This is a genomic window from Streptomyces sp. C10-9-1 (genome assembly GCF_024497955.1).
Taxonomy (GTDB): Bacteria; Actinomycetota; Actinomycetes; order Streptomycetales; family Streptomycetaceae; genus Streptomyces; species Streptomyces sanyensis.
Map to the genome: position 1 here is coordinate 135,649 of NZ_JANHKP010000001.1, position 26,411 is coordinate 162,059.

General features: G+C 75.7%; 27 protein-coding genes. 10 read left to right on the forward strand and 17 right to left on the reverse strand.

All coding sequences use genetic code 11. From position 1 onward, the window contains the following. Window positions 1-24: 24 nt before the first annotated feature. The 5 genes from NPS70_RS00670 to NPS70_RS00690 form a co-directional block, all read right to left on the reverse strand. Entirely contained in the window at window positions 25-735 is a 711-nt protein-coding gene (locus NPS70_RS00670; protein WP_256521496.1) for a L,D-transpeptidase, read from the reverse strand. 168 nt (window positions 736-903) lie between these two features. Beyond that, window positions 904-1,428: an O-acetyl-ADP-ribose deacetylase gene (locus tag NPS70_RS00675; protein WP_256521498.1), complete on the reverse strand. Its 525-nt coding sequence runs from the start codon at window positions 1,426-1,428 to the stop codon at window positions 904-906. Window positions 1,429-1,453: 25 nt separating this feature from the next. Beyond that, window positions 1,454-2,869 carry an NAD(P)/FAD-dependent oxidoreductase gene (locus tag NPS70_RS00680; protein WP_256521501.1) on the reverse strand — a complete coding sequence of 472 codons (1,416 nt, stop codon included), beginning with the start codon at window positions 2,867-2,869 and terminating at the stop codon, window positions 1,454-1,456. Between the two features lie 446 nt (window positions 2,870-3,315). After that, on the reverse strand, window positions 3,316-4,134 hold the full coding sequence (locus tag NPS70_RS00685; RefSeq protein WP_256521502.1) for an inositol monophosphatase family protein: 819 nt from the start codon (window positions 4,132-4,134) through the stop codon (window positions 3,316-3,318). A gap of 136 nt (window positions 4,135-4,270) precedes the next feature. Continuing rightward, the gene (locus NPS70_RS00690) at window positions 4,271-5,008 is read right to left on the reverse strand and encodes an SDR family NAD(P)-dependent oxidoreductase (RefSeq protein ID WP_256521503.1); all 738 of its coding nucleotides are present in this window, start codon (window positions 5,006-5,008) and stop codon (window positions 4,271-4,273) included. 251 nt (window positions 5,009-5,259) lie between these two features. On the opposite strand from NPS70_RS00690, the gene NPS70_RS00695 reads away from it, so the two are divergent. After that, on the forward strand, window positions 5,260-5,892 hold the full coding sequence (locus NPS70_RS00695; protein WP_256521504.1) for a universal stress protein: 633 nt from the start codon (window positions 5,260-5,262) through the stop codon (window positions 5,890-5,892). Window positions 5,893-5,938: 46 nt separating this feature from the next. On the opposite strand, the gene NPS70_RS00700 is transcribed toward NPS70_RS00695, so the two are convergent. Then, complete coding sequence (locus tag NPS70_RS00700) at window positions 5,939-6,544, reverse strand: hypothetical protein (RefSeq protein WP_256521505.1); 606 nt, start codon at window positions 6,542-6,544, stop codon at window positions 5,939-5,941. Between the two features lie 272 nt (window positions 6,545-6,816). Between NPS70_RS00700 and NPS70_RS00705 the strand changes: the two genes are divergently transcribed. After that, a complete protein-coding gene (locus tag NPS70_RS00705) occupies window positions 6,817-7,698 on the forward strand; it encodes a universal stress protein (RefSeq protein ID WP_256521507.1) in 882 nt (293 codons plus the stop codon). A gap of 201 nt (window positions 7,699-7,899) precedes the next feature. Continuing rightward, window positions 7,900-8,574, forward strand: coding sequence for a CBS domain-containing protein (locus tag NPS70_RS00710; RefSeq protein ID WP_256521511.1), 675 nt, complete (start codon window positions 7,900-7,902; stop codon window positions 8,572-8,574). A gap of 82 nt (window positions 8,575-8,656) precedes the next feature. Here NPS70_RS00710 and NPS70_RS00715 read toward each other — a convergent pair whose 3' ends face one another. The 3 genes from NPS70_RS00715 to NPS70_RS00725 are packed head-to-tail and all read right to left on the reverse strand — an operon-like array spanning window position 8,657 to window position 11,462. Further along, on the reverse strand, window positions 8,657-9,313 hold the full coding sequence (locus NPS70_RS00715; RefSeq protein WP_256521512.1) for a M15 family metallopeptidase: 657 nt from the start codon (window positions 9,311-9,313) through the stop codon (window positions 8,657-8,659). 58 nt (window positions 9,314-9,371) lie between these two features. Further along, on the reverse strand, window positions 9,372-9,992 hold the full coding sequence (locus NPS70_RS00720) for a TetR/AcrR family transcriptional regulator (protein WP_256521513.1): 621 nt from the start codon (window positions 9,990-9,992) through the stop codon (window positions 9,372-9,374). A 33-nt stretch (window positions 9,993-10,025) separates the two neighbouring features. After that, the gene (locus NPS70_RS00725; RefSeq protein WP_256521514.1) at window positions 10,026-11,462 is read right to left on the reverse strand and encodes an amidase; all 1,437 of its coding nucleotides are present in this window, start codon (window positions 11,460-11,462) and stop codon (window positions 10,026-10,028) included. A 55-nt stretch (window positions 11,463-11,517) separates the two neighbouring features. On the opposite strand from NPS70_RS00725, the gene NPS70_RS00730 reads away from it, so the two are divergent. From NPS70_RS00730 to NPS70_RS00745, 4 genes are all read left to right on the forward strand, one after another. After that, window positions 11,518-12,306, forward strand: coding sequence for an SDR family oxidoreductase (locus NPS70_RS00730; protein WP_256521515.1), 789 nt, complete (start codon window positions 11,518-11,520; stop codon window positions 12,304-12,306). A 366-nt stretch (window positions 12,307-12,672) separates the two neighbouring features. Next, window positions 12,673-14,007: a phosphoribosyltransferase family protein gene (locus NPS70_RS00735; protein ID WP_256521516.1), complete on the forward strand. Its 1,335-nt coding sequence runs from the start codon at window positions 12,673-12,675 to the stop codon at window positions 14,005-14,007. 67 nt (window positions 14,008-14,074) lie between these two features. Further along, window positions 14,075-14,536 carry a cyclic nucleotide-binding/CBS domain-containing protein gene (locus tag NPS70_RS00740; RefSeq protein ID WP_256521517.1) on the forward strand — a complete coding sequence of 154 codons (462 nt, stop codon included), beginning with the start codon at window positions 14,075-14,077 and terminating at the stop codon, window positions 14,534-14,536. 133 nt (window positions 14,537-14,669) lie between these two features. Beyond that, complete coding sequence (locus tag NPS70_RS00745; RefSeq protein WP_256521519.1) at window positions 14,670-14,966, forward strand: hypothetical protein; 297 nt, start codon at window positions 14,670-14,672, stop codon at window positions 14,964-14,966. A gap of 196 nt (window positions 14,967-15,162) precedes the next feature. On the opposite strand, the gene NPS70_RS00750 is transcribed toward NPS70_RS00745, so the two are convergent. The 8 genes from NPS70_RS00750 to NPS70_RS00785 all read right to left on the reverse strand — a co-directional run bounded on the left by NPS70_RS00750 (window position 15,163) and on the right by NPS70_RS00785 (window position 23,985). Then, window positions 15,163-16,416: a hypothetical protein gene (locus NPS70_RS00750; protein ID WP_256521520.1), complete on the reverse strand. Its 1,254-nt coding sequence runs from the start codon at window positions 16,414-16,416 to the stop codon at window positions 15,163-15,165. 234 nt (window positions 16,417-16,650) lie between these two features. Next, window positions 16,651-17,664, reverse strand: a complete 1,014-nt coding sequence (locus NPS70_RS00755; RefSeq protein ID WP_256521521.1) for a TIGR03842 family LLM class F420-dependent oxidoreductase — start codon at window positions 17,662-17,664, stop codon at window positions 16,651-16,653. Between the two features lie 11 nt (window positions 17,665-17,675). After that, entirely contained in the window at window positions 17,676-19,079 is a 1,404-nt protein-coding gene (gene hydA / locus NPS70_RS00760) for a dihydropyrimidinase (protein ID WP_256521526.1), read from the reverse strand. Between the two features lie 49 nt (window positions 19,080-19,128). Continuing rightward, window positions 19,129-20,409: an aspartate aminotransferase family protein gene (locus NPS70_RS00765; protein ID WP_256521528.1), complete on the reverse strand. Its 1,281-nt coding sequence runs from the start codon at window positions 20,407-20,409 to the stop codon at window positions 19,129-19,131. After that, complete coding sequence (locus NPS70_RS00770) at window positions 20,406-21,248, reverse strand: nitrilase-related carbon-nitrogen hydrolase (RefSeq protein ID WP_256521529.1); 843 nt, start codon at window positions 21,246-21,248, stop codon at window positions 20,406-20,408. Before NPS70_RS00770 ends, NPS70_RS00765 begins: the two co-directional genes overlap by 4 nt. 297 nt (window positions 21,249-21,545) lie before the next feature. Continuing rightward, entirely contained in the window at window positions 21,546-23,228 is a 1,683-nt protein-coding gene (locus NPS70_RS00775; RefSeq protein ID WP_256521530.1) for a hypothetical protein, read from the reverse strand. Between the two features lie 79 nt (window positions 23,229-23,307). Continuing rightward, a complete protein-coding gene (locus NPS70_RS00780) occupies window positions 23,308-23,691 on the reverse strand; it encodes a PPOX class F420-dependent oxidoreductase (RefSeq protein WP_256521533.1) in 384 nt (127 codons plus the stop codon). Window positions 23,692-23,730: 39 nt separating this feature from the next. Beyond that, window positions 23,731-23,985 carry a helix-turn-helix domain-containing protein gene (locus tag NPS70_RS00785; RefSeq protein WP_256521534.1) on the reverse strand — a complete coding sequence of 85 codons (255 nt, stop codon included), beginning with the start codon at window positions 23,983-23,985 and terminating at the stop codon, window positions 23,731-23,733. Window positions 23,986-24,070: 85 nt separating this feature from the next. On the opposite strand from NPS70_RS00785, the gene map reads away from it, so the two are divergent. The 3 genes from map (at window position 24,071) to NPS70_RS00800 (ending at window position 26,307) form a co-directional block, all read left to right on the forward strand. After that, window positions 24,071-24,838, forward strand: a complete 768-nt coding sequence (gene map, locus NPS70_RS00790) for a type I methionyl aminopeptidase (RefSeq protein WP_256521536.1) — start codon at window positions 24,071-24,073, stop codon at window positions 24,836-24,838. 260 nt (window positions 24,839-25,098) lie between these two features. Continuing rightward, the gene (locus NPS70_RS00795; RefSeq protein ID WP_256521537.1) at window positions 25,099-25,386 is read left to right on the forward strand and encodes a transposase; all 288 of its coding nucleotides are present in this window, start codon (window positions 25,099-25,101) and stop codon (window positions 25,384-25,386) included. Between the two features lie 102 nt (window positions 25,387-25,488). Next, on the forward strand, window positions 25,489-26,307 hold the full coding sequence (locus NPS70_RS00800; RefSeq protein ID WP_256521538.1) for a DUF2182 domain-containing protein: 819 nt from the start codon (window positions 25,489-25,491) through the stop codon (window positions 26,305-26,307). The last annotated feature ends 104 nt before the right edge of the window (window positions 26,308-26,411 follow it).

Sequence of the window (26,411 nt, forward strand, 5' to 3'; positions counted from 1 at the left end):
GCGGCTCTGTGCCGCCCACGAAGCTCAGCCGATGGCGATCCGGGGGTGCCGGTCCGGGCGGATCCAGGCCATGAGCCGCTCCATCGTCTCGCGTGGGACGGAGACGCAGCCCGCGGTGGCGCCGGCGCCGTTGACGTGGAGGAAGATCCCCGCTCCCCGGCCGGGCACGGCGGGCCACCGGTTGAAGTCGATCACGAGGGCGAGGGCGTACTGCACCGGCCGGCCGGCCAGGTGCTCGCTGCCGCGCTCGCCCTCCTCGGTGAGGGGGAAGTCGGCCCCGTCCGCCGTGCGCAGCTGGTTGTAGTGGGGGGACTGCGGGTCCTGGACCCACCAGTGGCGCTCGTCGACCCGGGTGTAGGGCATCCGTGTGCGGGCGGGCTCCAGCCCGAAGCCCTCGGTGACCGTGTACGTGCCCGACGGCGTGGTCGAGGTGCCCTGGCGCCGGGTGGCGCCGTCGGTGACCCCCCGGGCCCCGACCCGGGCCCCGGTGGTGGCGAAGCGGGGCTTCCAGCCGAGGGGCCCCTTGGACCACGCCGTCACCGTCGCGCGGGTGCCGTGCGCCTCGACGGTGATCAGCTGGCGGGCGTCGCCCGGCGCGGCGGGGACGGGGAAGGCGGTGGCCGAGGAGGCGGGACCGGGGTGCGGCGGCCCCGCCGGGGCCCAGGCGGTGGCGAGGGCGACCGCGCACGCCGCGGCGGCGAGCGGGAGGCGGCGGGCGGTGGGGGGTCGGGCCACGGTGCGCTCCTTGCCGGGAGGGCGGCTCCCCGGAGGGTTCCCCCGGGGAGCCGGGTGCGTCTGTCGCGGGGAGGTCGTTCGGGGGCCAGTCTGCCGCTGGGGGCGGCGCGGGCCGCGGCGCGAACCGCCGCCGGCCGGGTGGCCCGTGCCCGAGGGGGCGCCGGCGCCTCAGGCGTACTCGGCGAGGGCGGCCTGGAAGGCGATGTACGCCGCCTCGTCGAAGAGCACGAAGCGCACCTCGCGCACGGAGGTCTCGGTGCCCCGGACGGCGGCGACCGCGATACGGGCCGCGTCCGCCATCGGCCAGCCGTAGACGCCGGTGGAGACGGCCGGGAACGCGACGGTGGCGGCGCCGAGTTCGTCGGCGACGCGCAGGGACTCCCGGTAGCAGGAGGCCAGCAGCCCGGAGCGGTCCTCGGAGGCGGAGTGCACCGGGCCCACGGTGTGGATGACGTTCCGGGCGGGCAGGCGCCCCGCGGTCGTCGCGACGGCCCTGCCGGTCGGCAGGCCCTTGCCGTAGTGGGAGGCGCGCAGGCGGCGGCAGTCGGCGAGGATCTCGGGGCCTCCCCTGCGGTGGATGGCGCCGTCCACCCCGCCGCCTCCCAGCAGCGAGGAGTTGGCCGCGTTCACGACGGCGTCGGCGTCCTGCTCGGTGATGTCGCCGCGGACCAGGGTGATCGTCGGTGCTGTCATCCTGTCATGATGGCCGCTGCCGCGCTCACTTCGCTCGCAGGACCCGCCAGACCGCCTTGGCGGCGTGGTGGCCCGACATGCCGTGGACGCCCGGACCGGGCGGGGTGGCCGAGGAGCACAGGAAGACGGCGGGATGGGCCGTGGCGTACGGCACCCGGGCCAGCCTCGGCCGGATCAGGGTCTGGAGCCCGGCGAAGGCCCCACAGGCGATGTCGCCGCCGACGTAGTTGGCGTTCCGCGCGGCGAGTTGGGGCGGGCCGGCGACGGCGCGGGCGAGCACCAGGTCGCGGAACCCCGGTGCGAACCGCTCGATCTGGCGCTCGATCACCTCCGTGGCGTCGCCTTCCCACCCGGCGGGGACGTGTCCGTAGGCCCACAGCACGTGGCGCCCCTCGGGGGCGCGGCCCGGATCGACGAGGCTGGGCTGGGCGGTGATCAGGAAGGGGACCTCCGGGTCGCGGCCCTCGACGGCCGCCCGGAGGGCCGCGTCGATCTCGGTCGCGGTGGGGCCGAGGTGCACGGTGCCCGCGATGCGCGCCTGCGGCGAGGTCCACGGGACGGGGCCCGAGAGCGCGTAGTCGACCTTGAAGGCGGCCGCGCCGTAGCGGTAGCGCCAGTAGGCGGAACCCAAGCCGGCGATCCGTGCCAGCGCGGTGGGCGAGGTGTCGAACACATAGGCGCGGGCGGGTGGGAGCTCGTCCAGGCGCCTGACCTCGACGCCGGTGTGGATGGTCCCGCCGAGTTCGGAGACGTAGGAGGCCAGGGCGTCGGAGACGGCCTGCGAGCCGCCGCGCGGCAGCGGCCAGCCGACCTCGTGGGCGGCGAGCGCGAACATCAGGGCCACGCCGCCGGTGGCGACGCCGCCGGTGGGGGCGATGGCGTGGGCGGCCAGCCCGGCCATCAGGGCCCGGCCCTTGTCCCCGCCGAAGCGCCGGGCGAGCCAGGTGGAGGGGCGGACGGCGTCGAGGCCGAAGCGGACGAAGCGCAGCGGGTCCCGGGGCAGTCCGTCCCAGGGGGTGCGCAGGAAGTCGGCGGCCAGGGTGTCCCAGTGGCCGGTGTAGGGGGCGAGCATGCGGCGGTAGGCCCCGGCGTCGCCCGGCCCGAGGGAGAGCGCGGTCTCCGCGACGGAGCGGCTGAGCACGGCCGCGGTGCCGTCGGGGAAGGGGTGCGCGAGGGGCAGTTCGGGGTGGATCCACTCCAGTCCGTGCCGGGCGAGCGGCATGCCCGCGAAGGCGGGCGAGCCGACCCCGAGGGGGTGGACCGCGGAGCAGGGGTCGTGGCGGAAGCCCGGGAGGGTGAGCTCCTCGGTACGCGCGCCGCCGCCCACCGTCCCCAGGGCCTCGAACACGGCGACGGAGAAGCCCCGGCGGGCCAACTCGGCCGCGGCCGTGAGTCCGTTGGGGCCCGCCCCCACCACGACGGCATCGAGCATCGACGGCACCTTGGGACTCCTTCGTCAGCCGGCGGCCATGGACGTCCAGGATATTCGGCGGCACGGGCGGCAGGGGCCCGGGTCCGGTCCGCGGCGGGACGAGGCGACGGCGGCGAGGGGGCGGCGGCCGCCGCGCCCTTCGGGGGCCGCGCGGTGGCGGCGGCGCATGCATGGTGGGACCGCCGGGGAGGCGGAGTTCGCCGTGGGGCCGCCGGGGAGGCGGCCGGCTCGGAGGGGCGCGCCGACCGTGTCGCCGTGTCCGTCCCGGGCGTTCGCGGTGGCGGCCCCCACGCACCCGGCGCCGGGTGCGGTGCGTGCACGGGAAGGGAGCGCTGCCGAACCCGCCCCCCGCCCGGGGCCGCACGGGCACGCGGCGCACCGGGCGAGGCGGCCGCCGACGGGGCGGCCCGCCGGTCCGGCAGGTGCACGGCCCGGATGCGCGGGCGGGCCCGGGCTCAGCCGAGCAGGGCGAGGAGCCGCTGTGCCGTGGCCGCGTCCCGGGCCGCCGTGAACGGCAGCGCGTTGCCGCCGGCTATCCGGAAGGGCTGCCCGGCCACCGTCGTCTGGTGGCCCCCGGCCTCGGTGACCAGCAGCAGCCCGGCCGCGTGGTCCCAGGCGTACTCCCAGCTGAAGGCCGTGGCCTCCAGCTCGCCCCGGGCGACGCGCAGGTACTCCAGCCCGGCGGACCCGCAGGGCCGGGTGTCGACGCCGGGCCCCGTGAGCCCGCGCAGCAGGCGCTTCTCCTCGGGCGAGGAGAAGTCCGGGTTGGACATGGCGATCCTCAGGGGTGCGCCGGGCTCGGGCGACCCGGTGCGCAGGGGGGTGCCGTTCAGCCGCGCGCCGCGCCCGCGGACGGCGACGGCCATCTCGTCGGCAACCGGCGCGTACGTCCACGAGGCGAGCAGCTCACCGTGGTGGGCGAGGGCGACGAGGGTGCAGAACCCGGCGTCGCCGCGGACGAACTCGCGGGTGCCGTCGACCGGGTCGACCACCCATACCGGCGCGTCGCCGCGCAGGGCGTCGTAGACGGCCGGGTCGGCGTGGACCGACTCCTCACCGACGACCACCGAACCGGGCAGCAGGGCGGTCAGCGAGGCCGTGAGGTGCTTCTCGGCGAGCCGGTCGGCGTCGGTGACAAGGTCGTGGGGACCGCGCTTCTCGTCGACCTCGTCCTCGGACAGGCGGCGGAAGCGCGGGGTGATCTCGGCCTCGACCGCGGCGCGGACGGCCTCCTCGACGTCGGACAGGCCCTCGGTAAGGAATGCATCGATCATGTGTCCAGCCAACCATGCCCGACCGACATCCGGGGACGCGGTCGGCACCCCCGTGCGCAACCCGGCGTTCCCCCGGGGTTTCACCGCGGCGCGCGGCAGGGCCCGGCGAGGAGCGGGCCCCGCCGGGGGCGGAGGGTCAGAGCCGGTCGCCGAGCATCGCGCTGCCGGTGGTGGCACCGCCGTCGATGACGAACTCGCAGCCGGTGGAGTACAGCGCCTCGGCCGCGACGAACACCGCCATGGAGGCGACCTCCTCCGCGGTGCCGTAGCGGGCGGTGGGCTGGCCGGCCACCATCTCCTCGCCCATGCCGGCGGTCATGGGCGTGCGGATCGGGCCGGGATGGAGGGAGCAGACGCGCACCCCGTCGGGCGCCAGTTCCAGGGCTGCCGTCTTGGTCAGGCCCCGCAGCCCCCACTTGCTGGCCGCGTAGGCGCCCAGCCCGGCGTACCCCATCAGGCCGGCCGCCGAGGACATGTTGATCACGACACCGCCACCGGCGCGGCGCAGGGAGGGGATCGCGGAGCGCACCCCGAGCCAGGCGCCGTACAGGTTGACGTCGGTGACCCGCCGGAAGGACTCGGGCTCCTGGTCCTCGATGCCGCCGACCTCCAGGATGCCGGCGTTGTTCACGAGCACGGACACCGGGCCGTACGCCTCCTCGGCCGCGGCCACGGCCGCCGCCCAGCTGCCGGCGTCGGTGACGTCCAGCGGCGCGAAGCGGGCCGCGGCACCGAGCCCGGCCGCCAGGTCGCCGCCCTCCCCGTGCAGCACGTCGCCGATCGTGACGGTCGCGCCCTCCTCGACGAAGCGGCGGACGACCGCCGCCCCGATGCCGCGGGCGCCCCCCGTGACGATCGCGTTCCGCCCGGTCATACGTCCCACGGTGTCCTCCGGTCTCTCGCCTGGCCTCCGGAGCAGCGTCGTCCTCCCCGCGCCCGGCGGCCGGTGCGACACGCCGGGAAGGACGGCACCCCGGCGAAGAGCCCTCCGCCCCCGCGGCGGCCGCCCGGGGCGCGTGACCCGTTGACCCGAACGGGTGCTCCACGGCCCGGAGCACCTCGGCCCCCCGCCCGCGGTGGCAGGGATCACCTGCATCCCGACTCCCCCACCGCATGGGACCCTCCATGAGCCAGCTCGCCTACGTCCTCGCCGCCGTCGGAGCCTGGGTCGCCATCGGCCTGGCCACCGCCTGGTGGATGGCACGCCGGGGCTACCACCACTGGGGGTGGCTGCTCATGGGCGTCGTCTTCGGGCCGTTCCTGGCCCTCGCCGCCAGTGACCGCATCCAGGTGCACCGCGTCGGGCCGCTCGCGCGGATCCCGGTCGGCACGCCGGGGCCGGGCGGTCTGCGGGTGCTGGTGGGTCTGGACGGCTCCCCCGAGTCGCAGGACGCGCTGGACCTGGCCGTCGCGCTGCTGGGGCCGTACGCGCAGGCGCTGGTCGCGGCCGAGGTGGTGGGGTACGACGCGGCCGACGACGAACGGGACCCGAGCGTGGCCGCCGCGCGGAGGCGTCTGGAGGCGGCGGCCGAGCGCAGCCGCGGACGGGTGACGGAGTGCGACATCCTCTCGGGGCCGCCGGCCCGGGCCCTGGCGGACTACGCCGCGGAACAGGACATCGACCTCGTCGTCGTCGGTGCACAGGACGGGGGGCTGCCCCACCGCCTCCTGGGCGACGTCGCCCAGGAGCTGGTGCGCCGGCACACCGTGCCCGTCCTCGTGACGGGACGGCGGCCGCGGCGCGCGGCCTCCGGGTGAGTCCCCCCGCCGCCGCACGTACGGCGGCGGCACCGCGCGGGGACCGTCACGGGCGGAAGCGCGCGGACCACACGGGCTCCACCAGGTCCCACTCCCTGTCCCAGCGCGCGTAGCGTCCGCGGTCCAGCGCGCGGCGGACGCCGGCGCGTGCCGCGTACACGCCGCCCGCCACGCCGAGCGCCGCCGTGAGGCCCGCGGACCAGCCGCCTGCCGCCGCGTTCGCCCCGCTCGCCGGCGCACCGGTGAGGCGGCCGTCGCGGTCCACCCATACGCGCACGGCGGCGCCCTCGGCCGTTCCCGAGTCCACCAGGGTCGTGCCCGTCCGCACCGTGCCGTCGCCGTCGGTCCAGCGGACCCGCGCCGACTGCTTCCCGTAGGCGCTGGGGCCCGAGGTGCCTGCGGTCAGCCGGGCGGTGACCTCGTGCCGTTGCTCCGCCTGCACCTGCGCGGCGCGCAGCGAGGACGCGTAGACGGCCGTTCCCGCGCCGAGCGCCGCCGCCGGAAGTCCGAGCAGCAGCACCAGCGCCAGGAGGAGGCGGCACCAGGACTCGACCCGGTCGGACGTCCGGCGCAGGGGGTTGGCGCCCGCCGGCGGTCCGCCCCGGTCGGGCGGGGGTGTGCCGGGCGGGTGCGGAGAACCGTCTGCGCTCATGGGCCGCCCTCCGGTGGATGGCCGGTCCCCCCGTCGCCACCTCCTCACCATGGGACGGCACCGGGTCCCAGGGCACGGGGCCGAAGGTCCCTTCCGGCACGGCATCCGGCCCCGGCGGTCCGGCCGCGCGCCCGCCGTGGCTCCCCCGGTGCCGCGGAAGGGCCGTGCGGTCCCCCGTGCGGCCCGGGGTGCCCTGGCGGCGGGGTCCGGACGGGCCGAGGCTGGAGGACGGAGCGGCTGCCCGCCGACGCCGTTCCGGGACGGAGTTCCCCATGACCGGTCCGGTGATCGTCGGGGTGGACGGGTCCGCCTCCAGCCTCGCCGCGGTCGACACCGCGGCCCGTGAGGCGCGTCTGCGCGGGGTGCCGCTGCGGATCGTGCACGCCTTCGGCCGCGCCCCGGGGCACCTGCCGCACGGCGCGCCGCCGTGGAACCCGGGCGGCCACGGGGTGGAGCCGATGGTCCACGGCGGGCTGGCGCACGCCGAGGAACGGGCCCGGCGGGCGGCGCCGGACCTCGCGGTCACCCGGTCGGTGGTGTCCGGCACCCCGCTGGAGGTGCTGGAGATCGAGTCGCGTGCGGCGGTGCTCGCCGTGGTGGGCAGCCGCGGCCACTCCGGTCTCGCCCGGCTGCCGGCGGGCTCGACGGCCGTGCAGCTGGCCGCCCGCGGCGGCTGTCCGCTGCTGGTCGTGCGCGGCCGCCCCGAGCCCGGCGGTCCGGTGGTGCTGGCGGTGGACGGCTCCGAGGCCGGGGAGGCCGCGGTGGACTTCGCCTTCGCCGAGGCCGTACTGCGCGGAGCTCCCCTGGTGGCGCTGCACGTGTGGAACACGGTGGGCGAGCACGCGTACGAGGGTCCCGGCGACCCCCTGAACGCCGTGGTCGCCGACGTCGAACACCGCCGGGCGGCCGAGCGGCACGTGCTGGACGAGGCGGTCGGCCCGCGCCGGGAGCTCTTCCCGCGGCTCACCGTGGAGCGGCGCCTGGTCCGCTCCCGGGTCCGGCCCGCGCTCGTCGACGCGAGCGGGTCCGCGCAGCTGGTGGTGACGGGGGCGAAGGGCCACGGGGGCCTGGCCGGTCTGCTGCTCGGCTCGGTCAGCCAGGCCCTGCTGCACCATGCCCGCTGTCCCGTGGCCGTCGTCCGCGGCGGCGGGTGAGACGGGCCCGGCCGGCCGCTCGGGCGGTCGGCCGGTTCGTGCCGGGCGCGGGGGGGTGCGGGTGGGCGGCCGGGTGCCGTGGGCTCGCACGATGGCCCCCGGCTGCTCAGAATGGTGCTGTGCCCAAGCTGCCACGCACCGCGCCGGCCCGGTCGGCCGAGCCCGGTCCGCGGGGCGGACGGCGGATCTCCGGGAGGCGGTATGCACCACAGGACGGTCGGGGAGCTCATGACCCGGGACGTGGTCAGGGCCCGGCGGGACACGCAGTTCAAGGAGATCGCCAGGCTGCTGACGGAGAGCGGTGTCACGGCCGTGCCCGTGGTGGACGACCTCGACCGCCCCATGGGCGTGGTGTCCGAGGCCGACCTGCTGCGCAAGTGCGCCGACCAGGCCGATCCCACCGGGCTGGCCCCCGTCCCGCACCGGGAGGCCTGGGAGCGGGCCAAGGCCGAGGGGGCGCGCGCCGAGGAGCTGATGTCGGCTCCCGCCGTGTGCGCCCGGGAGGACTGGAACGTGGTCGAAGCCGTCCGCCTGATGGAGGCCCAGCAGGTCAAGCGGCTGCCCGTGGTGGACGAGGCGGACCGGCTGCTGGGCATCGTCAGCCGCGGCGACCTGCTGCGGATCTTCCTGCGCCGCGACGACGCCATCCGTGACGAGATCACCGGGGACGTGTTGCGGCGCACCCTGGGGCTCGCCCCGTGGGAGGTGACGGTGGACGTGCACGACGGGAGGGTGGAACTCGGCGGCACCGTCGCGAGCGAGGGCCTGATCCCCGTCGTGGAGCGGCTGTGCCGGAGCGTCGACGGCGTGGTCGAGGTGTCCGCGCGCCTCACACGGCGCACCGGCGACGCCCTCCCCTCGCCCACCGCCGACTGAGGCCGCGGCGGGGGGCCTTGCCGCGCCCCCGCGGTCCGCCGGGTCCGCCGGGGCCGCCGGGCGGGCTCCCGGGCGGCGCCGGTCAGGTTCCGTCGGCGGAGAAGTGCTGGTAGTCCGGGGGCGACCAGGTACCGCCCCAGGTCCACCCCGCCTCCTCGATCGCCCGGGTCACGGCGTCGCCGTCGACGAGCATGCCGGGTTCGGGGGGTGTGCGGTCCAAGGCGTCCTCGGCGCCGGGCGGATGGACCTCGCCCGAGCGGTCGACGTAGGGGTTCTCCCGGGGGTTGAGGTCGACGGCGTCGCCGTAGGCGTGCCGGGAGAGGTGGCGTGCGTCTCCGGTGACGCGGCGGCAGTTGAACGCCGAGGTGTTGCCGTCGGCCATGGCCCGGGCGTCGCTGCCGCCGTACTCGGCCGTCACCCGCATCCGGTGGATCGGGAAGCGCGCGTCGAAGGCCCGTCCGAAGATGTGCAGTACCGCGCCGACGGCGTCCTGGTGGACGACCATCTCCCCGCGGTGGACCCGTCCGTCGAACCCCCAGTGGTTCATGCTGACCAGCCGCAGCCGCTCCGGGGGCACCGGGCAGCCGGGGCGGTGGCTCGCCCCCAGCTTCTGCTCGGGCACGCGGCCCACGGTGGCGCGGAGCGCGGGTTCCTCGGCCGCGGCGGCCCCGGCGGGCGGCGCGGCCAGGACCAGCGCCAGGGCGAGCGCGGGTGCGGCGCACCGGCGGGCGGCAGGCATCCCTCAAGGGTAGGAGGGCTCCCCCGGGCCCGCATCAGCGACGGGGCGGGGCCGGACGTCAGCGGGCCGGCGCGGAGGCGTTCGCCCCCGGCACCGTGGCGCCGGGCCCGACGGCGCCCCGGGCGAGCAGCAGCAGGGCGTCGACCAGGTCCTCGGCGGGGCTCCCGGTGGCCAGGCGGCGCAGCTGAAGGCCCATCACGAGCGCCACGGTGGCGGCCGCGTACCGCTCGGCGTCCGGGACGCCCAGGCCGGCGAGGATCTGGGCGGCCAGCCGGTCGTAGGCGGTGAACGCCTCCGCCGCGGCCTCCCGCAGCCGTGCGTCGCGCCCCGCCTCGACGTAGAGCTCGAAGGGGGCGATGTGCTCGCTGTCGAAGCCGATGTCCCCGGCGACCTGCCCGGCGAGGGCCGCCGCCCCCGCCACGTCGAGGTCGCAGGCGGTGCGGTGGGCCTCGGCGAGTTCGGTGAAGCGCCGGGTCTCCTCGCGCACGAAGTGCAGCAGCGACTCCCTCAGCAGCTCGTGCTGCGTCTCGAAGTGGTACGTCACCGAGCCGAGGGAGACGCCCGCCTCGCGGGCGATCCTGCGGTTGGTGACCCCTGCGACGCCGTCCCTGCCGATGATCCTCAGCACGGCCTCGATGATCCGCTGCCGGGTGGGGGCGGGGCTGGTGGCGCTCGACATGGGGCCATTGTCCCATCGGGTCGCGGCCGCGGGTCACCGGACCGGCGCGTCCTCCGGCGCCCGGCCGCCGAAGGACGCGGGCGGGCGCTTCTCGTACCAGCGCAGTTCCGCCTCCAGCTGAGCGGCGAGCGAGACCAGCCGCGCCTCGCTGCCGTCCGGGCCGAGCAGTTGGGCGCCCACCGGGAGCCCTTCCGCGGTCAGTCCCGCGGGGATGCCGACGCCGGGCCAGCCGAGGACGTTCCAGGGCCAGGCGTAGGGGCAGGCGGAGGCGATGGCGAGGTCCGTGCGGGCGGCGGACAGCCCGTCGAAGGTGCCGACCCGGGGCGGCGGGACGGCCGTGCTGGGGGTCAGCAGGACGTCGTAGTCGTCGAAGAAGCCGCCGATGCGGCGGTGCTGGACGGCTTCGCGCGCCCGTGCGGCGCGCACGGCCCGCCCGCCGAGGCGGCGGCCGGAGCGGGCGGCCGCGCGGGTGCGCGGGTCGAGGAGGGACGGCTCGGGGTGGCGGTCGGCGTAGGCGGCGATCCCGCTCGCCGCCCGGGGAAGGAAGCCCAGCCCGATCAGTCCGTAGCGCGGCCGCGCCTCCTCGACGCGGTGCCCGAGCCGGGCGAGCACCTCGGCCAGGGCGGTGACGGCGCGGCGGACCTCGGGGTCGGGCCGTGCCCCGGTCAGGGTCAGCGGCGGGCGCAGGGCGAGCGCGATGCGCAGGCGACCGGGCTCGCGGCGGGCGGCGGCGGAGGCGTCCACCGGGGCCGGGCGGTGGCGTTCGCGGGGGTGGGCGCCGGCGGCGGCGTCGAGGAGCAGTGCCGCGTCGGCGACGGTGCGCGCCAGCGGGCCGTTGACGGTCAGGCCCTGGAAGCAGTCGTCGTAGGGGTGGACGGAGATCCTGCCGCGCTGCGGCTTGATGCCGACCAGGTGCGTCCAGGCCGCCGGGATGCGGATGGAGCCCGCGCCGTCGGAGCCGAGGGCGGCGGGGACCAGGCCGGCGGCGACGGCGGCGGCGGAGCCCCCGGAGGAGCCTCCCGGTGTGTGCCCGGGGTCCCAGGGGTTGCGGGTGGCGCCGAAGGCGGGACCCTCGGTGAAGGGCCACTGGCCGAGTTCGCAGGAGTTGGTCTTGCCGACGATGACGGCTCCCGCGGCACGCAGCCTGCGGACCGCCTCGCCGTCCTCCGCGGCGGCCGGCAGCTCGCCCGCGCAGCCGAAGTAGGTCGGCACCCCCGCGACGTCCGTGTCGTCCTTCACCGCGACGGGCACGCCCAGCAGCGGCAGCCGCTCCCCTGCCGCGAGTCTGCGGTCGGCCGCCCGCGCCTCGGCGAGGGCGGTCCCGGTGAGCACCGTGCGGAAGGCGTTGAGGCTCTGCCCCGTCGCCTCGATCCGGGCGAGCGCGGCGCCGACCAGCGCCTCGGAGGTGCTCTCACCGGACGCCAGCGCCCGTGCCTGCCCGGCCAGCCCGAGGAATCCGTCTGTGGACACGCTGCGCCCGCCTCTCTATTGTTCGTTCGAACGAACAGTACGGGAGGGTAACCAGATGCGGATCAGCGGAGCAACCGTCCTGCTCACCGGGGTCACCGGCGGTATCGGCGGCGCCCTGGCGGCCGGGCTCGCCGGGCTCGGGGCGAAGCTGGTGGTCAGCGGCCGCCGCGAGGAGGCGCTGGCACCGCTCGCCGAGCGCTACGGGGCGCGGGCCGTTCTCGCCGACCTCGCCGACGCCTCCGACGTGGAGCGCCTGGCCCGCGAGGCGGCGGACGCGGACGTCCTGGTCGCCAACGCGGCCCTGCCGTCCAGCGGCGACCTGCTGGAGTACACCCCGGAGCAGATCGACCGGGCGTTCGCCGTGAACCTGCGGGCGCCGGCGGTACTGGCCCGGCTGATGGCCCCCGCCATGGTCGAGGCGGGTCGCGGCCACCTGGTCTTCGTCGGCTCGATCTCCGGCAAGGCCGCCACCCGTTCCGCCTCCCTGTACAGCGGCACCAAGTTCGGTCTGCGCGGTTTCGCCCTCGGGCTGCGCCAGGACCTGCGGGGCACGGGCGTGGGGGTGTCGGTCGTCCAGCCGGGGTTCGTGCGCGACGCGGGCATGTTCGCCGAGACCGGCGCCAGGCCGCCGGCCGGGATGCGGACGGTCTCCCCGCGGCAGGTGGTCCGGGGCGTGGTGCGCGCGGTGGAGCGCGATGTCGCCGAGCTCAACGTCGCCCCGCTGGAACTGAGGCTGCTGAGCGCCGTGGCCGGGCAGTTCCCCGGCTTCGCGGAGCGGGTCCAGCGGGGTGCGGGCGAGGCGACGCTGCGGCAGGTGGTGGCGGCGCAGCGCTCCCGGCGCTGAGGACCGGGGCGGCGCCGCAGGACGCCCCCGCCCGACAGGCCGCGCCGCCGGGCCGCACTGCCGGGGCCGCGCTTGCCGGGCCGCACCGCCCCCGCAAGGGTGCCCGAACGGCTCTTCCCCGCGGGGCGGGCGGCGGAGCGATGCTGGAGGGAGAGCGGCGGACGCCGGACGGCGGCCGGAGGACGGACCCGGGCGGCGTCGGCCGGTCGCCGCGGCGGGCAAGACCGGTCCGCATTCCCGTGGTCGGCTCCCGGCCCGGGGCCATGCCTCCCCGGCGCGCGCAGGCGGCGGCACGGCGTGCCGCGGATCCGAAGGACCGGGACGCCGTCGCGCGGCCGCCCGGTCTCCGAGGCAGGGAGTGCGGACGTGTTCTTCAGGGACCGGCGTGACGCCGGGGAGCGGCTGGCAGCCCGCGTGGCCCACCTCGCGGGTTCCGATGTCGTGGTGCTCGGACTGCCCCGCGGCGGGGTTCCGGTCGCCGAGGAGGTCGCCCGGGCCCTGGGCGCGCCACTGGACGTGTGCCTGGTCCGGAAGCTGGGAGCGCCCTTCCAGCCGGAACTGGCCATGGGCGCGCTCGGCGAGGGCGGCGTCCGGCTCGTCAACGAGGAGGTCCTGCGCGCCGCGGGCGTCACGCCCGAGCAGCTGGCCACGGCGGAGGACCGTGAGCGGGCGGTGCTGGAGAGCCGCGCCCGGCGCTACCGCGGGGCACGCAGACCGGTCCCGCTCGACGGACGCACCGTGCTGGTGGTCGACGACGGGGTGGCCACCGGCGCGACGGCCCGGGCGGCCTGCCGCATCGCGCGCGCCCGGGGTGCCGCCCGGGTGGTGCTGGCGGTCCCGGTGGCCCCCCACGACTGGGCGGCGCGCCTCGGTGCGGACGCCGACGAGCTGGTATGCCTGCACGCGCCCCACGGCTTCCGTGCGGTCGGCCAGTACTACGCCGACTTCTCGCAGACCGACGACGACGAGGTCGTCGCCTGCCTGGAGGAGAGCACCCCGCGCCCGGTGACCGACCGCCCGGCCGGAGCGCGTCCCGCCGGTCCGGTGGACCGGGACGCAGCGGTGCGGGCGGGCCCGCTGGTGCTTCCGGGGCGGCTGACGGTGCCCGGGGACGCGCGGGGTGTGGTGGCCTTCGCACACGGCAGCGGGAGCAGCCGCCACAGCCCGCGCAACCGCCGGGTGGCGTCCGGCCTGAACCGGGCGGGTCTGGGGACCCTGCTGTTCGACCTCCTTTCACCGGAGGAGGAGCGCGACCGGGCGAACGTCTTCGACACGGAGCTGCTGGCCGGGCGGCTGGCCGGGGCCACCGAGTGGCTGCGCCGCCAGCCGGAGGTGCACGGCCTGCCCGTCGGGTACTTCGGCGCCAGCACCGGGGCGGCCGCGGCGCTTCGGGCGGCGGCCGGGCCGGACGCCGGGATCGCCGCGGTCGTCTCCCGGGGCGGCCGGCCCGACGCCGCCGGACCGCGACTGCCCGAGGTCTCGGCGCCCACCCTGCTCATCGTCGGCGGCCGGGACCGGATGGTGCTCGACCTCAACCGCGAGGCGCAGGCCCGTCTGCGCTGCGAGAGCGACCTCGTGGTGGTGCCCGGCGCCACCCACCTCTTCGAGGAGCCGGGGGCCCTGGAGGCGGTCACCGAACTGGCCGTGCGCTGGTTCACCGACCACATGGCCCCGGCGGCCCGCGTCCCGGCCGGTCCCTGACGGCACCGGGCCCGGGGTTCCGCCTCCCCGGAGAGGCCGGGAGTCAAGGAGACAAGGAGCCGAATCGATGAACGTGTCCGAGCCGATGAGCCGCCCGGCGGTGTCCGTGCCGACGGGGACGCCCCTCGGGCAGGTGGCCCGTGAGATGGCCGCGTACGGGGTCGGTTCCGTGGTGGTCACCGAGGGCGGCGCCCTGCGCGGCATCGTCACCGACCGCGATCTCGCCCTGTCCGCCCTCGCCCGGCGCCTGGACCCGGACGAGGCGGTGGAGGCGGTGATGACCTCGCCGGTGATCACCCTGGACGCGGACGACGACGTGCAGACCGCCTACCGGACCTTCCGCCGGGCCGGTGTGCGCCGCCTGCCCGTCCTGGACGGCCCGCGGGTGGTCGGCATCCTGACCGTCGACGACCTGCTCATGGACGTCTTCCAGCGCCTCGCCGACCTCCTGGGCCCGGTCGCCTGGAGCGTGCTGGAGGAGCCGCCCGGGCCGCCCGCGTCGGGGACGGCTACGCGGGCCGGGGGCTGAGGCCGCCCGCGGCGGGCCGCACGCTCGCCGTCATTGGGCCGCGGGGCAGGCCCCGGTGGGGTTCTGTCCTCACGTGCCGGGCCCGTGCCGGCGGCGACGCGAGGGCGACGGCCGCCGGCAGGACCCGGCGGTCGTGCCGTGGCGCCTGGCGGCACTGCCCCGCTCCATCGAGCTCACGGCCCGGTACGGCGGGCCGACGGCGGAACAGGCGGGGGAATCCGCTCCGCCGACCGGACCGCGTACAGGGCGCCATCACCGACACGGGGCGGACTCGCGTTCGATCCAGGACTTCAACGGCAACGGCAAGGACGACATCCTCTGGTACGGCCCGGGCTCCGCGCACGACAGCATCTGGTGCGGAACCACCACCAAGGGCCGCTTCCCGTCCGGCTCCATCGAGGTCAAGGGCACCTACACGTCCGTCCCCTGAGGGCACCCGAAGGCGGATGATCCCGAGTCGGGGATCACGGTCGGACGATGCGCGCCGTGATCGGCCCGACGCCGTGCGGGCCTTCGTCCGGGAGCGCCTCTGACAGCCTCCCGCCCGCCTGCGACCACCACCGCAGCCACACCGCGGGAGGCCGCCACCCGCCGTCGGACGCGTGAACGACGCCGCAGGGCGGGCCCTACTGCCGGCCGGCCTCCCCCAGGCAGTGCAGGGCCTCGCGGAAGTCGTCGAGCGCGGGCCCGAACTCGCGGGCGGCGACGAGGAAGGCCGATCGGTCGACCAGGGTCCGGGCGAGGGTTCGCGTTCCCTCTGCCGGGTCGTGCCGGGACAACCGTCGCGCCAGGTCCACCCCGTCGTCGAACAGCGGGCGCACCCGGTCCGCGAACAGATGGGTGCGGTGCTGCCAGTAGACGGCGGAGCGGATCGTGAGGACCCGGTGCAGACGGACCAGATCGGCCAGATGACGGTCCGGATCCTCGGCAGCCCGCGCGGCGAGGGTGTCGGCCTCCTCGCGGAGGGCATGACGGCTGTCGAAGTAGCGCTGCCTGGCCTCCGGTGACCAGTCCAGGGGGTCCACTCCCGCAGGCGGACGCGGCCCATCGGACGGAGGCCGGTCGCTCTCGGCTCCGGAGAGGGTCAACAGCGCGGCCCAGAACGCCGTCTGACGGCCGCTGCAGCAATGCCGCCCGCCGGTATCGGCCAGCTCCGTCAGCGCGACGCGTGCCTCCTGCCGTACGAGGGCGGCCTGCTCCCCCCGGCCGTGCAGGTCGAGCATCCGCGCGTGTCCGATCAGCGCCTGGAGACGGCAGGCCGTCCGGCCGGGGTCGTCCGCGGCCCCGGCGGCTTCCGTGTCGACGACCACCCGGAACCCGGCGAGCGCTTCACCGGACCGGCCCGCGTCCTGGAGAGCGGCGATCCACGCCAGGTGCGGCCAGGGGAGCGCCCCGCTGCCGGACTCCTCGGGCCGGACCGCCTCCACCAGCTCCGTCAGGGCATCGGCGGCCTCGGCATACCGGCCTTCCTCGGAAAGCCCCGTGGCCCAGCCGTACAGCCCTGCGACCACGGGCTTTCCGGACCGCTCGGCCTGTGCACGGCCGATGGCGAGCATCTCGGCGCGGGTGGCGAGCCCTTCGGCACGTCGCCCCGCGCCGTACAGCTCCCTCTGGTACGTGTCGAGGGCCCCGTACAGCACGTCCGCACGGGCCGGATCGGCCGGGTCCATGGACCGCGCCGCGGCCACCGCCTCCTCGCCGAGGGCGAGGGAAGCCGCATGCCTCCTGCCGGTCGCGGTGTCGTAGGTCTGTCCCCGCAGCGCCCTGGCCAGGAGGGGCAGGTAGGAGGCGGGGCTGACCCGGGCGAGCACCCGGTAGGCGTCGACCTCCTCGCGCGGCGTACGGCGCCCCGACGCGAGCAGCACGTTCCGCGCTCGCATGATGTCGTCCTGATCGACTGTTCCCGCATGCTTCATGACGGGGATTCTGGGTTCCCGGGAGAGGGCTGGACAAGGCCGACTGCCTGTGCTGTTCCTCCTACGCGAACGCCCTCTGAGCTGTCATGATGGGTGTGACGTCCTCCCTCCCTGCCCTGGAGCGCGGGGGTTTCGCCGATCACGCAGCGGCACCCGGGCCCGCGCAGGCGACCGCCCTGCGCGGGCCCGGGTGCCGTCTCACGCGAAGGCGGGGATGACCTCCGCCCCGTAGGCGTCGATCGTCGCCTCCTTCGCGTCGTGCATGTCGTAGACGGCGAACTGGTCGACGCCCAGCGCCCGCAGGGCCTGGAGCTTCTCGATGTGCGCCCCGGCGGGGCCGAGGAGGCAGAAGCGGTCGACGATCTCGTCGGGGACGAAGTCGGTGGACGGGTTTCCCGCACGGCCGTGGTGGCTGTAGTCGTAGCCCTCGCGCTCCTTGACGTAGGCCGTCAGCTCCTCCGGGACCACCTCGGAGTGCTCGCCGTAGCGGGAGACGAGGTCGGCGACGTGGTTGCCGACCATGCCGCCGAACCAGCGGCACTGCTCCCGGGCGTGGGCCAGGGCCTCCGGGGAGTCGTCGGCGGTGACGTAGGCGGGGGCCGCGACGCAGACGGTGACCGAGGCCGGGTCGCGGCCGGCCTCGGCAGCTGCTCGCCGGACCGCCTTGACCATCCACTCGGTCAGGAAGGGGTCGGCGAGCTGGAGGATGAAGCCGTCCGCCTTCTGGCCGGCGAGGGCGAGGGCCCTGGGACCGTAGGCCGCCATCCAGACCGGCAGCCGGCCGCCGCGGACCCACGGCAGGCGCAGCGTCCTGCCGTCGACCTCCGCCTCCCGCCCCTCGGCCAGGTCGCGGATGACGCCCATGGCCTCGCCGAGCCGGGCCAGGGTGTCGGGCTTGCGGCCCGCGACCCGCATCGCGGAGTCGCCCCGCCCGATCCCGCACACCGTGCGGTTGCCGTACATCTCGTTGAGCGTGGCGAAGGTGGAGGCGGTCACCTCCCAGGTACGCGTCCCGGGGTTGGTCACCATGGGCCCCACACGGAGCGTGGTGGTGTGCTCGAGGATGCGGCTGTAGATGACGAACGGCTCCTGCCACAGCACGGCCGAGTCGAAGGTCCAGCCGTAGCGGAAGCCGTTGCGCTCCGCGCGGCGCATGAGTCCGACCACCTCGGAGGCGGGCGGGTCGGTCTGGAGGACGAGTCCGAAGTCCACGCGGGGGCCTCCTAGTCGAGGTACTGGCAGGTGGAGCGGGGTGTGTAGACGCCGTGTCCGGCCCGGCCGGTGTAGGTGCGGTTCTCGATCACCGTCTCCCCCCGGGAGAGGACGGTCTCGACGCGCCCGGTGACGGTGCGCCCTTCGTAGGCCGAGTAGTCCACGTTCATGTGGTGGGTCGCGGCCGACAGGGTCTGGGTGGCGTGCGGGTCGTAGACGACGATGTCGGCGTCCGAACCGGGGGCGATGGTGCCCTTCTTCGGGTAGAGGCCGAACATCCGCGCGGGGGTGGCGCAGGCGATCTCGATCCAGCGGCGGCGGGAGATGTGCCCGTCGACCACGGCCTGGTGGAGGAGGTCCATCCGGTTCTCCACCCCGGGCAGCCCGTTGGGGATCTTGGAGAAGTCGCCGCGGCCGAGGTCCTTCTGGCCGGTGAAGCAGAACGGGCAGTGGTCGGTGGAGACCACCTGGAGGTCGTTGGTGCGCAGCCCCCGCCACAGGGCGGCCTGGTGCTCCCTGGGGCGCAGCGGGGTGGAGCAGACGTACTTGGCGCCCTCGAAGTCCGGCTCGGCGAGGTTGTCGGTGGACAGGAACAGGTACTGGGGGCAGGTCTCGCCGAAGACGGGCAGCCCCTTGTCGCGGGCGGCCGCGAGCTCGGCGACGGCCTCCTCGGCGGAGACGTGCACCACGTAGAGCGGGGCGCCGGCCACCCGGGCCAGCTGGATGGCGCGGTGGGTGGCCTCGGCCTCCAGCAGCACCTTGCGGACCTCGCCGTGGTGGCGGGGGTCGGTCTCCCCGCGGGCGAGGGCCTGTTCGACCAGGACGTCGATGGCGATGCCGTTCTCCGCGTGCATCATGATCAGCCCGCCGTTGGCGGAGGAGCGCTGCATCGCGCGGAGGATCTGTCCGTCGTCGCTGTAGAAGACGCCGGGGTAGGCCATGAACAGCTTGAAGCTGGTGACGCCCTCCTCGACGAGGTGGTCCATCTCCTTCAGCGAGGAGGCGTCGACGTCGGAGAGGATCATGTGGAAGGCGTAGTCGACGGCGCAGTTGCCGTCGGCCTTGGCGTACCAGGCGTCCAGCCCCTCGCGCAGGGAGCGGCCGACGGTCTGGACGGCGAAGTCGACGATGGTGGTGGTGCCGCCCCAGGCCGCCGCCCGGGTGCCGGTCTCGAAGGTGTCGGAGGCGAAGGTGCCCCCGAAGGGCAGCTCCATGTGGGTGTGCGCGTCGACGCCGCCCGGGATGACGTACCGGCCCGTGGCGTCGATGACGCGGTCGGCGGTCCAGGACTCGGCGGCGGGGGTGCCGTGCGCGGCGAGTGCCGCGACGCGGCCGTCCTCCACGAGGACGTCGGCGTGGATCTCGTCTGCGGCGGTGACGACGAGTCCGCCGCGGATCAGGGTGCGGGTGCTCATGGGCGGTCCCTTGCTGGTCGGGTCCCTCAACGGGTCCGCGGGTCTCGGGTCACAGGCTGCGCAGGGCCCCTTCGAGCACGGCGGCGCCCTCCTCGGCCTCGGCGACGGTGAGGGACAGGGGCGGGGCGACGCGCAGCACGCTGGTGCTGTGCCCGCCGCCCTTGCCGATCAGCAGGCCGTGCTCACGGGCGTGCTCCAGGACCCGGGACGCGGCCCCGGGGTCGGCCTCGTCGGTGCCGGGCCGCACGAGCTCGACGCCGATCATCAGTCCGCGGCCCCGGACCTCGCGTACCGCCGCGACCTGGGCGGCGACGGCGCGCAGCCGCTCGATCAGCAGCCCGCCGACCCGGCGGGCGTTGCCCTGGAGGTCGTGTTCCAGCAGGTGGGCGAGGTTGGCGTTGGCGGCGGCCATGGTGAGTGGCGAGCCGCCGAAGGTGGAGATGGAGTTGGCGTCCAGGCTGTTCATCACCTCGGCGCGGGCGACGACCCCGCCGACGGACATCCCGTTGCCGATGCCCTTGGCGAAGGTGAGCAGGTCCGGAGGGCCGTTCCGGGCGTGGGCCTGCCAGCCCCAGAAGTGGTCCCCGGTGCGCCCCCAGCCGGTCTGCACCTCGTCGGAGATCCACAGGACGCCGTGGCGTTGCAGGACCTCGCGGAAGGCCGCGTAGAGCCCGTCGGGGGGTGCGGTGAACCCTCCGACGCCCTGCACCGGTTCCGCGATGAGCGCGGCGGGGGCGCGGGTGTGGCCGAGCAGGTCCTCCAGGTCCGCGACGCAGGCCGCGGTGAAGTCGGCGTCGGACAGGTGGGCGTAGGGGCCGCGGGTGCGGACACCGCCGTGCACGTAGAGCGTCTGGAGCGGGGACAGGCTGGTCGGGGACCAGGCGGCGTTGCCGGTCACGGAGACCGTCGAGAAGGAGCGCCCGTGGTAGCTGTTGCGCATCGCGAGGATCTGGTTGGAGCCGCGGTGCGCCGTGGCGAGCAGCAGGGCGGTGTCGTTGGCCTCGGTGCCGGAGGTGGTGAAGAAGACCCGGGCGTCGGGGATGCCGGAGAGGGAGGCGATGCGCTCGGCGAGTTCGACCATCGGCCGGTTCAGGTAGAGCGTCGAGGAGTGGATGATCCGCCCCGCCTGCTCGGCGACGGCCTTGGTGACCTCGGGCAGGGCGTGGGCGGTCATGGTGGTGAGGATGCCGCCGAAGAAGTCGAGGTAGCGGTTGCCGTCCGCGTCCCAGACGTGGCGGCCCTCGCCGTGGGTGATCTCGATCGGGCGGTCGTAGTAGAGGGCGAGCCACTCGGGCAGGACGGCGCGGTGGCGGGCGTGGAGGTCGTTCACGGCCGGACCAGTCCCTCGTAGGCGTCGGGGCGCCGGTCGCGGTAGAAGGCCCACTGCCGGCGCACGGTCTCGATCAGGTCGAAGTCCAGGTCGCGGACGAGGAGTTCCTCCTCCTTGTCGCTGGCGAGGTCGCCGACGAAGCGGCCCCGGGGGTCGACGAAGTAGCTGGTGCCGTAGAAGTCGTTGTCGCCGTACTCCTCGGTGCCGACGCGGTTGATGGCGGCGATGAAGTACTCGTTGGCGACGGCCGCCGCGGGCTGCTCCAGCTGCCAGAGGTAGGCGGAGAGGCCGCGGTGGGTGGCGGAGGGGTTGTAGACCAGCTGGGCTCCGCCGAGGCCGAGTTGGCGCCAGCCCTCGGGGAAGTGCCGGTCGTAGCAGATGTACACGCCGACCTTGCCGACGGCGGTGTCGAAGACCGGCCAGCCCGCGTTGCCGGGGCGGAAGTAGAACTTCTCCCAGAAGCCCTTGACCTGCGGGATGTGGTGCTTGCGGTACTTGCCGAGGTAACTGCCGTCGGCGTCGATCACGGCGGCGGTGTTGTAGTAGAAGCCGGCGTCCTCGACCTCGAAGACCGGGACCACGATCACCATGCCGGTCTCGCGGGCGAGGTCCTGCATCCGGCGCACGGTCGGGCCGTCGGGCACCGGCTCGGCCCACCGGTAGTGCTCCGGGTCCTGCACCTGGCAGAAGTAGGGGGCGTTGAACACCTCCTGGAACCCGATCACCCCGGCGCCCTGGCGGGCCGCCTCGCGGGCGTGCTCCTCATGCTTGGCGATCATGGACTCGGTGTCGCCGGTCCAGGTCGCCTGGACGAGGGCGGCGCGTACGACATGGGCCATGAGCTGCTCCTTCGACGGGACGCCAGAGAGCCTCTACGCACGTAGATGGGATGCGCAGATGGAGAACGTAAGCCACGTCACACGGCGGGGCAAGACCATCGCCGTCAACCCGCCGAGTCGATCATGTTTCATCAGCGTGCGGTCGATTGCGGGAGTATGTCCGATCCTCGACGCCACCGCCGGTCCGAAACGGTCGCCCGGCGGCGGGGAGCGTCCGGCGGGCGACGCGGCCGACGCTGGGGAACGGCCGGATCCGGCACCCCGGAACACGCCTCCCGGACAGCCCGCCGGGGACGCTCAGCCGGCGAGACCGGCGACCCGCAGGGCATGGACGAGGTCCCGCTCGCGGGAGGCGGAGACGGCCCGGGCCGCACGGAGCAGCCGCGGCACCAGTCTTCCGGGGTCCCGCCCGGCGACCGCCGCGGACTCCGCGGCACCGCGGACCTCGACGTAGACGGCGAGCAGGGCATCGGCACGCGGGCCCTGCCCGCGGTCCTCCAGCGCCAGCGCCGCCTCGGCGATCTCGGCGGCCGGGCGGGCCACGCCCTGGCGCAGGAGCTGCCGGGCGTCCTCGCCGCGCCCCGAGGCGTCCAGGAGCTCGGCGGCTGCCGCGACCCGGTCCGCGGGCTGGGAGGCCACCTCCCACAGCAGCGTGGAGCGGTCGGCGGCGAGTCCGGCGCGGTCCAGCGCGGCGGCGAGCGGGGGCAGCCAGTCCACGGGGCGGGCCGCGGCCTCGCAGAGCACGACGTGCGCCTCGCCGCCGCGCCCCTCGGCGCGCAGCCGCCTCAGGTCGGCGGCGGCCTCCAGTGCGGCGGCGGCGGCACCGGGGGGCACGGGCGGCGGGGCGGGTTCCGGCGGCGCCGCATCGGCGGCGGCACCACCGAAGCGTGCCCCGCGGGGAGTGTCGGCCGCATCGGGGAGCTGCGGGACGGGGAGGACCGGCAGCGCGGGGGCCTCGGCCGCGTCGTCCTCGATTCCTGCGAACCGTGCACCGCCCCGGCGGCGCCCGCTCCGGTGCCCGCGGGGTCGGCGCGCCGGGGCGTCGACGGGCGGCGGGGAGGCGGGCGGGTCCGGGGAGACGGCCGGGTCCGGACCGTCGGCGGGGCCGGGGCCACCCGCGGGGAACGGGGCGGCGCCCGGTTCCCGGGAGGCGGCGTCCTCCTCGGCCCGCCCGGCCGGGGTCCCCGTCCGGCCGGGCCGGGACGGGACGGCCGCCGCCCGCGGGAGCCCGCCGGGGGATCGCGGCGCGGGCACCCGGGGGGCCTGCGCACCCCCGAACCACTCGGGCCCGGGAGCGGCAGCCTCCGGCGGGCACGGGCCGGGCGGGGCGGGGGGCGCGGCATCCGCGGCGGGCGCCGTTCGCGGCGCCCCCTCGGGCAGGTCGCCGGGGAGCGGACCGGCTCCGCCCGGGGCCCCGGGCGGAGCACCGTGGCCGCCCGGCCCCGGCGGGCGGCCACGGGCCTCCACGCCGGCCGCGTTCACCCGCGCCAGCCGCGCGGAGAGCTCGGCGATCCGGGCCATCGCCCGGGCGTGGTCGTCGCGGGTCCACGCCAGCTCGTGGGAGAGCCGCTCCGCCTCGGGGCCCCGCTCCGGTACACCCGCGAGGAGCCTCAGCAGCTCCTCGGCACGCCCCTTGGCATGGAGTTCCTCGCGGAGCATCAGCTCCAGCCGCTCCTGGAGCGCCCCGGCCCCGCCCGGCAGCCGGTCGTGTGCGGCGGCCGCGGCGGCGTGGAGGGCGCGGGCCCGCGCGGACTCGCGTCCCGCGTAGACGGCTCCCGCTGCCGCCGCCAGGTCGTGCAGAAGCGACTCGACCACGTCCCAGGGCGGTATCTCGGTTCCGTCCAGGCAGGCGCGCAGGCCGTCGGGGTCCCGTCGGCGGAAGATCGCGTACCAGCCGTCCGTGCGGTCGATCCGGCCGGTGAGGTCCGCCAGGTATCGCGCGAACGCCCCGGCCTCGACCGGCAGTTGATGCACCGTCATCGCCATCCTGCCCGTTGGTGAGGTCCAACCGGGAGGCCATTCGACCGCAGTCGTGTTACGGCACTGCTACACAGCGTTTTCAGAAGGTGACCGCGATGCCCGTATGAGGCCGCTTGCCGAGGCGGACGACGGTTGCCGGCCAGTCGATGGCCCAGAACTGCCAGGTGTACTTCCGGGAGAGCAGCCTGCGCACGGCGCGGGTACCGGCCTCGTCGAGCAGGCGGCCCGTCCCTTCGGCGCTCACCGCGCCCCCGGCGACGTTGCCGCGCGCATCGCACACGGTGACCACCACACGGCCGTCCCTGCGCAGCCGCTTGACCTTCCAGGAGTCGGTGCGCGTCCACACGAAGAGCTCGCCGCCCTCGACGGCGAACCAGACGGGGGTCGCCACGGGCGTCCCGTCCTTGCGGTAGGTGGTGAGGCTGACGTAGCGGGCCCCGGCGAAGCTGTCTGCTGCGTTCATGCCCGCCGACACTACGCCCCGGGGGCGCCCGGTGCGCCGTCAGCCCGCCGGGACCAGGGCGCAGTGCACCACCAGCGCGTCCAGGGAGAGCCCGAGCGCGCCGGCGAGGGCCGCGACGGTGAAGAAGGCCGGGGTGGGGGCGCGCCCCGTCTCGATCTTGCGCAGGGTCTCGGCGGAGATCCCGGCCACGGCGGCCACCTCCGCCATACTGCGGCCGGCTCGCGCCTCCCGCAGCAGGCGGCCGAGCCGCTCGCCGCGTTCGCGCTCTTCGGGGGTGAGGGGGGTGCGGACCATGCCGTTATTCTAATCCCACCCCGACCCCACCCCCTCCGGAGCCCGAGCGGTATTCTCATACCGGTAGACCGGTATAGTAATTGGCATGATCGAGCTCAAGACGGATGCGTCCCTCGACGCGATGCGCGCATCGGGCCGTGTGGTGGCCCACGCACTGGCGGCCGCCCGGGCGGCCGCCGCCCCCGGAGTGACCCTGCGGGAACTGGACCGCGCCGCCCGGAAGGTCCTCGGCGACGCCGGGGCCGGCTCACCCTTCCTCGGCTACCACCCCGACTGGGCGCCGGTGCCCTTCCCCGCCGTGGTCTGCACCTCCGTCAACGACGCCGTGGTGCACGGCATCCCGACGGACGAGAAGCTGCGCGACGGTGACGTCGTGAGCGTCGACTGCGGCGCCCTGCTCCACGGGTGGGCGGGGGACGCCGCCGTCACCTTCACCGTCGGCCGCCCGCGCGCCGCCGACGTCCGGCTGATCCGCACGGCGGAGGACGCGCTGGCCGCGGGCATCGCGGCGGCCGTGGTCGGCAACCGGATCGGGGACATCGCCCACGCCGTGGGGCGGGTGTGCCGCGAGGCGGGCTACGGCCTCCCGGACGGCCTCGGCGGCCACGGCATCGGCCGCCGCATGCACGAGGACCCGGGCGTCCCCAACGAGGGACGCCCGGGTCGCGGGGTGCGCCTGCGGCACGGCATGGTGCTCGCCATCGAGCCGATGGTGCTCGGGGGCGGCCGGGACGGCCACTACACCGCGCGCGACGGCTGGACGGTGCGCACCGGCGACGGGAGCCGGGCCGCCCACGCCGAGCACACGGTGGCGATCACCGAGGACGGGCCGCGGATCCTGACGCTTCCCTAGTGGTGCTTCGTGGGGTGGTGTCGCAGGGCTGCCATGGGACGGGTTGCCGGCAGGCGGGCAGGTGCCTGTCCAGGTGCCGATGAGCTGTTGGACGAGGTCCAGGGCCTGGCAGAGAGTCAGGATCCGGCAGGGACTTTCGGGGACCTCCGCTGTTCGGCGCGCACGCGAAGGGCCTGATCACCTGGGACGTCAACGTCGACTCCACCGTCTGCCGAGCCCATCGGCATGCCGCCGGGGCAGCCGCGCAAGCGCCCGGCGGGGTGCGGGCAGAAAAGGCGTACGACTCCCGCGGCAATCGCTCCTACCTGCGCAGACGCGGGATCAAGGGCACTGGCCCGGTTCCGGCGGGCCGGGCCCGTAACCGCCTCAGCGGATCGCGTGGCGGGCGGCCGCCGACGTTCGACAAGGACGACTACAAGCGGCGACACGCGGTCGAGTGCGGGATCAACCGGCTCAAGCGCCACCGGGCCGTCGACACTCGGCACGACGAACTCGCCGTCCGCTACGAAGCGACAGTGCTCGTCGCAGCCATCAACGAGTCACTGTGACCAGCACCTGCACAACAGAGCCCAGCTGAGAAGCGGGCACAGGCGGCCAGGGTGACGATGGTGGCAGGAGGCGGGGACGGGACACCTGGAAGGAGGAAGGCCATGCTGCGCATCCGCATCACGACGCCCGCGCCGGCACAGCCCGGCGGCCTCCTGCCGCGGCGCGATGTGGCTGTCGCGTGGATCCTCATGACCCTTCTTGCCGGGCTGGCATGGGTTCTCACGGTGGCCCAGTCCCGCGACATGAGCATGGAGCCGGGAACGATGGGGATGGCACTGCCGCTCTTCCTGCTCCTCTGGGTGATCATGATGGTGGCGATGATGTTTCCTTCGGTGGCGCCGGTGGCGATCGCCTGGGCGCGGGCGATCGGCCGGCAGTCGGCCGGCGCCGCCCGCGCCGCGCGCATCACCCAGTTCACCGCGGGCTATCTGCTCTCCTGGGCGGCATTCGGCCTGGTCGCGTACGCGGCACTGGCGGCGACGGGGAGCCTGGTGGACGACCATCCCGATGCAGGGCGCTGGCTGGGCGCCACCGTATTCCTGCTTGCGGGGCTCTATCAGATCGGGCCACTGAAGCGCGTGTGCCTGCTTCACTGCCGGAATCCCTTGGCGCACCTGGCCCGGTACGCGCGCTTCCGGCCGTGGGCCCGGGATCTGCGCGTGGGCGCCCACCACGGGCTCTACTGCGTGGGCTGCTGCTGGGGCCTGATGATCGTCCTTGTCCCGCTCGGCGCGATGAACGTGGCGGCCATGGCGGGACTGGCTGCGGTGATCTTCTTGGAGAAGCTGTGGCGGTGGGGCCCGTGGCTCACCTGGGCGGTCGGCATCGCCTTTCTGTGCCTGGCCGTTCTCGCCCCCTTCCAGGACGCGCTGCTTCCCGGCCTCTCCATGCCCGAGCACATGTCCGAGCCGCCGGGGTAGCCGCTCGCTTCCCGGCCCGATGGGGCGCACCATGGAAAGGGAGGCCGCTTGCGATCCCGGGAGCGGCTCGGGACGAACGGCTTCGCCACTCCAGGCGAGTTCTC

Bases quoted from the DNA above. Each gene is read 5' to 3' on its own strand.
- NPS70_RS00675 (WP_256521498.1), bottom strand. From the start codon at position 1,428: ATGACAGCACCGACGATCACCCTGGTCCGCGGCGACATCACCGAGCAG.
- NPS70_RS00775 (WP_256521530.1), bottom strand. From the start codon at position 23,228: ATGACGGTGCATCAACTGCCGGTCGAGGCCGGGGCGTTCGCGCGATAC.
- NPS70_RS00690 (WP_256521503.1), bottom strand. From the start codon at position 5,008: ATGACCGGGCGGAACGCGATCGTCACGGGGGGCGCCCGCGGCATCGGG.
- NPS70_RS00700 (WP_256521505.1), bottom strand. From the start codon at position 6,544: ATGAGCGCAGACGGTTCTCCGCACCCGCCCGGCACACCCCCGCCCGAC.
- NPS70_RS00770 (WP_256521529.1), bottom strand. From the start codon at position 21,248: ATGGCCCATGTCGTACGCGCCGCCCTCGTCCAGGCGACCTGGACCGGC.
- NPS70_RS00785 (WP_256521534.1), bottom strand. From the start codon at position 23,985: ATGGTCCGCACCCCCCTCACCCCCGAAGAGCGCGAACGCGGCGAGCGG.
- NPS70_RS00710 (WP_256521511.1), top strand. From the start codon at position 7,900: ATGCACCACAGGACGGTCGGGGAGCTCATGACCCGGGACGTGGTCAGG.
- NPS70_RS00685 (WP_256521502.1), bottom strand. From the start codon at position 4,134: ATGATCGATGCATTCCTTACCGAGGGCCTGTCCGACGTCGAGGAGGCC.
- NPS70_RS00780 (WP_256521533.1), bottom strand. From the start codon at position 23,691: ATGAACGCAGCAGACAGCTTCGCCGGGGCCCGCTACGTCAGCCTCACC.
- hydA (WP_256521526.1), bottom strand. From the start codon at position 19,079: ATGAGCACCCGCACCCTGATCCGCGGCGGACTCGTCGTCACCGCCGCA.
- NPS70_RS00705 (WP_256521507.1), top strand. From the start codon at position 6,817: ATGACCGGTCCGGTGATCGTCGGGGTGGACGGGTCCGCCTCCAGCCTC.
- NPS70_RS00715 (WP_256521512.1), bottom strand. From the start codon at position 9,313: ATGCCTGCCGCCCGCCGGTGCGCCGCACCCGCGCTCGCCCTGGCGCTG.
- NPS70_RS00800 (WP_256521538.1), top strand. From the start codon at position 25,489: ATGCTGCGCATCCGCATCACGACGCCCGCGCCGGCACAGCCCGGCGGC.
- map (WP_256521536.1), top strand. From the start codon at position 24,071: ATGATCGAGCTCAAGACGGATGCGTCCCTCGACGCGATGCGCGCATCG.
- NPS70_RS00720 (WP_256521513.1), bottom strand. From the start codon at position 9,992: ATGTCGAGCGCCACCAGCCCCGCCCCCACCCGGCAGCGGATCATCGAG.
- NPS70_RS00750 (WP_256521520.1), bottom strand. From the start codon at position 16,416: ATGCGAGCGCGGAACGTGCTGCTCGCGTCGGGGCGCCGTACGCCGCGC.
- NPS70_RS00695 (WP_256521504.1), top strand. From the start codon at position 5,260: ATGAGCCAGCTCGCCTACGTCCTCGCCGCCGTCGGAGCCTGGGTCGCC.
- NPS70_RS00730 (WP_256521515.1), top strand. From the start codon at position 11,518: ATGCGGATCAGCGGAGCAACCGTCCTGCTCACCGGGGTCACCGGCGGT.
- NPS70_RS00740 (WP_256521517.1), top strand. From the start codon at position 14,075: ATGAACGTGTCCGAGCCGATGAGCCGCCCGGCGGTGTCCGTGCCGACG.